Here is a 7,861-nt window from a genome sequence, read left to right as displayed (position 1 = left end):
CCGGCGCGGCGTCTTCTCTGGTTGGTCGCTGCGTTGACGGTCGAGACATTTGAACTGTACTGGTGCTGCCGGATCGGCAAGAGCTAGGTCGAGAAAAGACGGGAGCTCGCTGATCCCGAGAAGGATACTTCGGGCGTGCATTGGCCATGCTCGAGCCGATCTATGGTCTCTTCCGGGTTCATGTGCACCCTCGGGCCTCGAACGACCCGGTGGCGTGCGTCGGCTCGTCGCGGCGTATCCAATAGGGACTGACTGATTCGAGGATTTCCAATGCCTCATGAGCCTACGAACTCTTCTTGAAAATGGATCGTGCCTCAGCATCAGCCTCGATCGCTGCTGGACAGCAGGAGCCTCGTGATTACTGGTATCGCCGGAATGGAGGATGTTGTCCCCGTGCCAGGGTCGTAGAGTTGTTTGTTCTGTTTACGTTCGTGCTGCTCTTCTCGCTGTCGATCGTCGCTCTGTCTTGAAATGGAGGGAGTTGCCGAAACCTTGTGATAGTCTCGACTCGACGCGGTGCTGTGCGGAAGCACCAGCATCAGAGACCACCCCTAGTGCGGACTCGACGAGCAAACGACGTTCCGACAATGGGGGAACGTCATCGAGCCTCTTAGTGGGGAAGGATCACGGAAAAGCACTCGGTGATCGCGAAGAAGGTCGACTGACTGGTCGGCGTCACGCAGCAGAGCCGTCGCGCCGATGGCCTACTTCGCCGGGTTACGTCGGTGTCGTCGACAGCGATCAGAGGGCGATCTTGGAGTTGTATACTGGTGCGATCAGTGGTCGGCTCGGTGCACATCTCGGGTGCACGCATCGTGCCGCGAGCGGTCGCGCAGCGAGCAGCGGAACACGGCGACAGGCGACTTGGACCGGGGCTCCAGTGCTCGGCAGAAGCGGGAATCGGGAAGGGAACGATGCCAACCTATCGGGACGTCCTCGCGGCAGTACTCTCTCCCGGCGCACTCGTCGTCCTGGAGCGCCTCACGCCGCTCATCTGCGCACTCTATGATTTGGAACTACTCTTGGATTGCCCTGTGGCTGCTCAGCAGCAGGGTAGCCTACGCGAGCGCCTGAGCGAACGGTTGGAGCGGATCGTCGCGATGCTCCCGTCCGATGTTTCGCCAATGGCGAACGAAGTGTTCACCGCTGTGGAAATTCTGGTGACCGATGTGCTCGGACGCGAACTTTTCCTAGGTGAGGAGATCCGGCGTCTGGAATTGCTGGACCAGGCGTTTCGCAGCGATCCCTTGTTGTTCCAGCTCGTCCGTGGAAGAGCCAATTGACACTGAGGAAAAGCTGCGCTCGGTCCGGGAGGGAGCCACTCCGTCCCGGGACCGAGCGTCGTTCACCGGGCGCGAAAGTCGCGGTACATCCCCTGCTTGTAGTGCGTCGGGATATTGCACAGGAGAACGTAATGGCCAGCGGTGAGGTCGAGTGTCATCTCATCCGTCTTGCCGGGCGGTAAATCTTCGGGCTCGATCTCGCCCAGTACTTCGCCTGCTTGTTCCTCCTCGGCAGTCTGTTCAGCTTCGTTGTAGGGAAGACGATCAGCCGGCAAGTCGGTGCGGAGGACGATCAGCTCGTGCTCCATCTGACCGACGTTCTTGGCAACGAAGCGGACTTTTCCGGCAGGAACTTCCGTTTTGTCGGCTTTGATGAAATACTCGCCTAGCTCGACCGTCACAGTGGTGACTCCCGGTTGTCCGGCTCTCTGGCAAGCGGCGAGACTCATCACGACGGCAGCGGACAACAGTCCCCGTCGTGTCATGCGCATGCTGTTCTCCCACCTCTCTCGTCCCATCGGTGCATGATTGTTTTGGTCTCTCCGGTAGACGCGCGAGAAGGGGCCGAGCGGATCGCCTGACCGCCTGGTGGACTTCTCGCCGATGCGGAGTCCACATCGCCCCCCGCAGGGCACGGATGATGCTTTGTGCAGAGGAGGTGCACTCGTCCTCGGCGTGAAGTGAGCGTCATCTGCTGCCTCTGTGCGTCGATCAGTGACGTAGGGTGAGCTCGACCGAATATAGCAGAATCATCCTGGAGGATGAAGTGGCGATCCTCCCGCGCAGATCGAGCGCGAGCGGGCTCGCTCCTCGCGCGATGCTGCCGGCTTGTCTCACTCGTCCCGGTAACGCAGCGTCACGGTCCGGTGCACGGGGCCGATCTCACTCGCAGGGAAAATCGCGCGGATCGCGGGTAACCAGGCTTCGGGATCGGCCAGCGAAGGACTGAAATGGGTGAGCCAGAGGCGCTCGACGCCGGCGTCACGGGCCAATTCGGCTGCTTCTTGCATCAGCATATGTCCGCGTTCGATCGCTCGCGGCAGCAGAGCAGTATCGCCGTACATCCCCTCGCAGACCAGGAGGTCCGCTCCAGCCACGAACCCGGGAAGCTCTGGGGTGGGTCGGGTATCGGTCACGAAGGCGACGGTGATACCACGTCGCGGCGGGCCGAGCACGAGATCAGGGGTCAGAAGCTGTCCCGCGAGTTCGACCGTTTCTCCACGCTGCAGGCGATGCCAGAGCGCGATCGGGATACCGAGCGCCTGCGCTCGCTGTGGGTCGAACCGGCGGCCCCGTGGACGGTGCAATGTATACGCGAAGCACGGGATCCGGTGCCGGACCGGCAGCGCGCGCAAAAGGAGTCCACCAGGAAGTTCGAGTTCGCTGGTACCGGAGAGCTCCAGTGTTTCGACAGGAAATGGGAGAGTCGGTACGATGCTCCGCAGTGCAGCGACTACCTGCGTGGTGCCGACAGGGCCGATGATACGGACCGGTTCCTGACGATCGGCGAAGGCGAGGGCGTACAGGATACCAGGGAGACCAGCGACATGATCGGCGTGGAGGTGCGTCAAGACGACCGTATCGAGATCGCGGAAGCTCCATCCGGTGTATCGCCAGGAAATCTGCGTGCCCTCGCCGCAATCGAGGAGGACAACGTGCCCCTCGCAGCGGACCAGGAGAGCGGACAGCCAGCGATCCGGAAGCGGCATCATCCCACCGGTGCCGAGTAGACAGACGTCGACCATGGCGGAGCACCTCGCAGAACTCCACGCCGGTGGCGAATCGTATCACGTTGGGTGCCTGCCCCCGACATGCTAGGATGCGCGGCGGAAGACAGGCTTCAGGAGGGGGTGTGTGGTGAGGAAGGTAGTCACCGGGCGACCGACCACCCGAGCGACGGAAGGGATGGTGGCGACACCGCATTACCTCGCGACGCTCGCCGGTCTGCGCGTCTTGCAAGATGGTGGAAACGCAGTCGACGCGGCCGTGGCGGCGAACGCCGTGTTGACGGTGGTCTATCCGCACATGTGCTCGCTCGGCGGCGACGCCTTTTTCCTCATCTGGGAACCGAGGGAGCAACGGCTGGTCGGCTTGAACGGGAGCGGGCGCGCACCGCAGGGCATCAGTCTTGCGGCGTTACGCGATCGCGGATTCCGCGAGGTGCCGGCGAAGGGCCCGTGGGGGGTGACGGTTCCCGGAGCAGTCGATGCATGGGCAACGGTTTTGGCACGCTATGGGACGCGTGATCTCGCAGCGCTCCTAGCGCCAGCTCTCCGCTATGCGGAAGAGGGGTTCCCGGTCAGTCCGCAGCTGGCACGCGCCATCGCGGCTGAGGAGGAGATCTTTCGACGCCAGGAAGCGGCTACCCGCCAGTTCTTGCCAGGTGGCCGCCCACCGCGTTCGGGGCAGTTGCTGCGCCAGCCCGATTTGGCAGCGAGCCTTCGCCTGATCGCCGAGCATGGTCCGGACGCGTTCTACCGCGGACCGATCGCCGAGGCGATCGTCGCTGCCCTCCGGAGCGCTGGTGGAGCGATGACGTTGGACGACCTGGCTGCTCATCGTTCCGAGTGGGTGGAGCCGTTGCGCAGCACCTATCGAGGAGTCGAGGTGATCGAACTCCCGCCCAATACGCAGGGTGTGACCGCGCTGCAGCTTCTGAATATCGTCGAAGGTTTCCCGATCGGTGCGGACGAGTGGGGATCCCCGCGTCTCTTGCATTTGATGCTCGAGGCCAAGAAGCTGGCATTTACGGATCGTGATCGCTATCTCGGCGATCCGGCTTTCGTCGATGTGCCCGTCGCTCGCCTGCTCAGCAAAGCATACGCAGCTGAACTTCGGAGTCGCATCGACCCGGAGCGGACGAGCGTTCCTCCACCGCCGCAGTGGGACTCGGATACGATCTATCTTTGTGTCGTCGATCGCGACGGACGAGCGGTGTCCCTGATTCAGAGTATTTATCAGTCGTTCGGGAGCGGCCTGGTCGCCGCGGGCATCGTCCTGCACAACCGTGGCGCGTGTTTCGTGCTGGATGAGGGATCGCCGAATGCACTCATGCCCGGCAAGCGGCCGTTGCATACCCTGATCCCGGGGATGATGTTGCGTGACGGACGCCCCTGGGTGGTGTTCGGGACGATGGGTGGTCATAGCCAGCCGGTCATCCACCTGCAACTGGTCAGCGGGCTCGTGGACTTCGGCTTCGAACCGCAGGAGGCGATCGAGGTTGCGCGCTGGGTTTCTCGTCGCGAGCCGGGAGAAGCAGGGGAGACGGTCTACCTAGAACCAGAGCTGGCAGAGCGAGCGGCGAGCGAACTGGCTCGGCGGGGACATCGCGTCGAGACGGTCGAACGCTGGTGTTCGTTGATGGGCCATGCCCACCTGATCATGATCGGGGACGATGGGGTGTTCTCCGGAGCGTCCGATCCGCGCGCGGAGGGCTACGCACTGGGCTGGTGAGCCTCATTCGAGAGGGAGATGGCCATTGTCGTGTGGGCAGACGTGTCCCTCCGGCCCGATGACGGCGCCGCAGCGTGGGCAACGCGGACGTCCCGCCGCGATGACCTGGGCGATCTGGCGTGCGAGCGCCTTGGCTGCTGGTAAGCTGGCGCGTCCGGCGAACACCGGGTCGTCGTCCTCGTCTTGCTCGATATCGTGCGCGAAGATCGCGATGCGCTGGCGCTCCTCGTCGTACCCGATGGCCATTTTCCCAACCACGTATTCGGGGAGATCGGGGGGAAGCGGTGCCGTGCGAGCAGCGGGCTGCTCGGCGATGCGGGAGCGCACGAGGCCGGCCAGCCGCAGTTGCTCGAACAGCTGCTCGATGGCGAGACCGAGGGCTTGGAGTTGCTCTTTTTCCATCCAGAGCGAGACGAGATCCAAGCCGACACCGGCGATGAGGCGAAAACGCCGTTGGCCCGGTTGGCCGATCGCCTCCGCCTCCAGCACAGTCAGTTCCGGGTATTCGTGCCGTCTGCCCATGATCGGTTCCGTCTTCCTCGTGGTCGCCGCTAAGAGCATACACCAGCGGGCGCCGGGACTGACCGACGCCCGCACGGTGAGGTGGGGGATGGGTGTGGCAGGGGAGGGAGGACGTCTGCGAACTCGGAACGGTTCCGCTCGCCGTGCCGACGTACCGGAACCGCTTCCATTATTCGCCTGGATATCGAATTTGTCAAGCGGTAAGTTTTGGAATCCGTTGGGAAGCGCGTACCAGTGGGAAGTCGATGTTGCGTCTGCCGGTTCGCTCTCGTGAACGAGCGGTGGAGAGTGCGTTGGGTCGGCGAGGGTGGAGAACCGCGATGAATGGTGGAGATTCGGGGAGGGCGTCCGTGAGCGGAGGAAAGGCCCTCGTGTTCCTCGCAATCGTCACGATACTCGTGCTGGTCGGTTGTCGAGGTCCGGTCGTTTACCCGACGGTGACCCCGACTCGATCGACGTCGCTCGGTCCCGTACCCACTCCATCGCAAGAGAGCGGCGTGGTCGGTACGCCGGTACTCGAGGCGAGCCGAGCGACGCCGATAGGCAGGGCGGCGAGCGGATTCGCGTATGGCTTCAATGTCGCCTGGCGTGGAGACGAAGATGGGGCGGCCTTCAACCAGCGTACCGCCGAGATGGTACGCCAGGCCGGTTTTCAGTGGGTTCGCTTTCAGGTGCGTTGGGAGTCGCTCGAGCCGCAGCCTGGAGAGTGGGATTTCCGGCCGATCGACCGGGTTCTGGCAGCGTACGAAGCAGCCGGCTTATCGGTCCTGGCCTCGGTTGTCGCCGCACCAGAGTGGGCGCGTGCGACGGATGGGGGCATCGTCGCGGACCCAGTGACCTTCCGCGAGGCGATGCGGCGATTAGCCTCGCGGTATCGCGGCCGCATCCACGCGTGGGAGATTTGGAACGAGCAGAACTTGGCTCATGAGCTCCATGGTCCTGTTCGGGTGGAGCCGTACTGCGCAGTGCTCCGCGCCGGGTACGAGGGAGTGAAAGCTGGAGATCCCGAAGCGCTCGTCGTCTTCGGTGGGCTCACCCCGACTGGTGTCAACGACCCCGCTATCGCCATGGACGACGTCGCCTATCTCGAGGCGTTCTATGCACTGGATGGTGGAACCTGTACTCGGTACTTCGACGTACTCGGCGCGCATGCCAATGCGACGCTCAATCCACCCGATACGCTGTGGCCAGAGCGACCGGGTCCGGGTCCGGGTTGGCGCGACCATCCGAGCTTTTATTTCCGGCGTGTCGAGCAACTGCGGGCCGTGATGGAACGGCACGGCGATCGGCGACCGGTTTGGATCACTGAGTTCGGCTGGACGACGAACAATCCGGCCCCTGGTTACGAGTACGGTCAGTACGTCAGCGAGGGGCAGCAAGCCGAGTATCTCGTCCGAGCCTTCGAGATCGCTCGCACGCGCTGGCCGTGGGTCACTGGCATGTTCGTGTGGAACCTCAACTTCTCGACCATCGTCGGGCCGGAAGACGAGAAAGGACCGTGGTCGGTGCTCAACCCTGACTGGTCTCCGCGTCCAGCTTATCGAGCGCTCAGTGCGATGCCCAAGCGACCCTAGACACAGCCACCGCTCGCGAAGAGGCGCGCGACCTCGTCGACCGGAAAGACGGGGAGCGGTCGTTCGCCAGTCGACCCGATGAGGACACGACGACCGGGGTCAGGGTCGAGCCAGCCGAGCTGCGTCGCGGGGATATCGTGCTGCGCTAAAGCGTCGAGCGCGCGCTCGACGCTGTCGGGCGCGACGACAGCGAGGAGCGCTCCGGAAGCGATGAGACCGAGCGGATCCACCCCGAGCGCGGTGCACACGGCGCGGGTTTCCGGATAGACGAGGATCGCCTCCTCCGAGACGACGAGGCCGGTACCGCAGGCAACGGCAACCTCGTGGAGGCCGGTGGCGAGCCCACCTTCCGTGGGATCATGCAAGTAACGGAGGTCCTCACCGAGTCTCTCGAGCAGGAGAGTCGCGGCGGGAACGATACTGATGCCTGGCTCGTACAAAAACCGACGGCAGCGAGCGAGGAGATCCTGGGGGAGCAGCCGCTCGAGCGTCTGGCGGCACTCGCGAGCGAGGAGCGCAGTCCCTTCGATAGCGATGCCGCGCACCAAGAGAAGCGCGTCTCCCGGCCGCACGCGGGACGGTGACAGAACGTAGTCGGTCGTGAGTTCGCCGATCATCGTGCCAGCGACGATGGGCCGATCGAGCCCGACCGTGATTTCTGTATGACCACCGACCAGGCTGACTCCGAGTCGTGCTGCGGCGCGCGCGAGGTCATCGAGGACGACTCGCGCGCCGTGAGCTGTCGTTCCTTCGGGGAGGAGGACAGTCGCGAGAAACCAGCGCGGGCGAGCACCGAGGCAGGCGACGTCGTTGGCGTTGACGTTGAGCGCATACCAGCCGATCGCCTCGGTCGCGAAGGTGATCGGGTCGCTCTTGAAAACCAGACGCTTGTCGTCGATCTGGATGAGCGCGGCATCGTGACCGATACCAGGACCGAGCAGGACGCTCGGATCCGGGGAAAGATGCCCGAGAAATTCGGCCAGGAGTTCGGGGGGAAGCTTGCCGGTCGGTAGAGGCCTGTCGCTCACG

At 63.7% G+C, this 7,861-nt stretch carries 7 protein-coding genes; 3 read left to right on the top strand and 4 right to left on the bottom strand.

The window, feature by feature from the left end; all coding sequences use genetic code 11:
• Positions 1 to 914 precede the first annotated feature (914 nt).
• Entirely contained in the window at positions 915 to 1,283 is a 369-nt protein-coding gene (locus ACWIVK_RS10600) for a hypothetical protein (protein ID WP_448576657.1), read from the top strand.
• A 62-nt stretch (positions 1,284 to 1,345) separates the two neighbouring features.
• Here ACWIVK_RS10600 and ACWIVK_RS10595 read toward each other — a convergent pair whose 3' ends face one another.
• Together ACWIVK_RS10595 and ACWIVK_RS10590 are read right to left on the bottom strand one after the other, a co-directional pair.
• Positions 1,346 to 1,774 carry a hypothetical protein gene (locus ACWIVK_RS10595; RefSeq protein WP_448576656.1) on the bottom strand — a complete coding sequence of 143 codons (429 nt, stop codon included), beginning with the start codon at positions 1,772 to 1,774 and terminating at the stop codon, positions 1,346 to 1,348.
• Positions 1,775 to 2,116: 342 nt separating this feature from the next.
• Positions 2,117 to 3,028 (bottom strand): ribonuclease Z, encoded by a 912-nt coding sequence (locus ACWIVK_RS10590; RefSeq protein WP_448576655.1) that lies wholly within the window; start codon positions 3,026 to 3,028, stop codon positions 2,117 to 2,119.
• Positions 3,029 to 3,137: 109 nt separating this feature from the next.
• Between ACWIVK_RS10590 and ggt the strand changes: the two genes are divergently transcribed.
• Positions 3,138 to 4,736, top strand: a complete 1,599-nt coding sequence (gene ggt, locus ACWIVK_RS10585; protein ID WP_448576654.1) for a gamma-glutamyltransferase — start codon at positions 3,138 to 3,140, stop codon at positions 4,734 to 4,736.
• Between the two features lie 3 nt (positions 4,737 to 4,739).
• Here ggt and ACWIVK_RS10580 read toward each other — a convergent pair whose 3' ends face one another.
• A complete protein-coding gene (locus ACWIVK_RS10580; RefSeq protein ID WP_448576653.1) occupies positions 4,740 to 5,258 on the bottom strand; it encodes a DUF3090 family protein in 519 nt (172 codons plus the stop codon).
• Positions 5,259 to 5,608: 350 nt separating this feature from the next.
• Here ACWIVK_RS10580 and ACWIVK_RS10575 point away from each other — a divergent pair, with 350 nt between their 5' ends.
• A complete protein-coding gene (locus ACWIVK_RS10575) occupies positions 5,609 to 6,832 on the top strand; it encodes an endo-1,4-beta-xylanase (RefSeq protein WP_448576652.1) in 1,224 nt (407 codons plus the stop codon).
• Here the strand turns inward: ACWIVK_RS10575 and ACWIVK_RS10570 are convergent.
• Positions 6,829 to 7,860, bottom strand: coding sequence for an AIR synthase family protein (locus ACWIVK_RS10570; protein WP_448576651.1), 1,032 nt, complete (start codon positions 7,858 to 7,860; stop codon positions 6,829 to 6,831). The two genes, ACWIVK_RS10575 and ACWIVK_RS10570, sit on opposite strands and share 4 nt — an antisense overlap.
• Between the last annotated feature and the right edge of the window lies 1 nt (position 7,861).

This window comes from Thermomicrobium sp., assembly GCF_053493975.1.
Note: the sequence above shows the minus strand (reverse complement) of the source record. Positions and strands in the feature narration are given on the sequence as shown.

Coding starts and splice junctions, on each gene's coding strand:
- ACWIVK_RS10580 (WP_448576653.1), bottom strand. CDS start 5,258: ATGGGCAGACGGCACGAATACCCGGAACTGACTGTGCTGGAGGCGGAG.
- ACWIVK_RS10590 (WP_448576655.1), bottom strand. CDS start 3,028: ATGGTCGACGTCTGTCTACTCGGCACCGGTGGGATGATGCCGCTTCCG.
- ACWIVK_RS10595 (WP_448576656.1), bottom strand. CDS start 1,774: ATGCGCATGACACGACGGGGACTGTTGTCCGCTGCCGTCGTGATGAGT.
- ACWIVK_RS10600 (WP_448576657.1), top strand. CDS start 915: ATGCCAACCTATCGGGACGTCCTCGCGGCAGTACTCTCTCCCGGCGCA.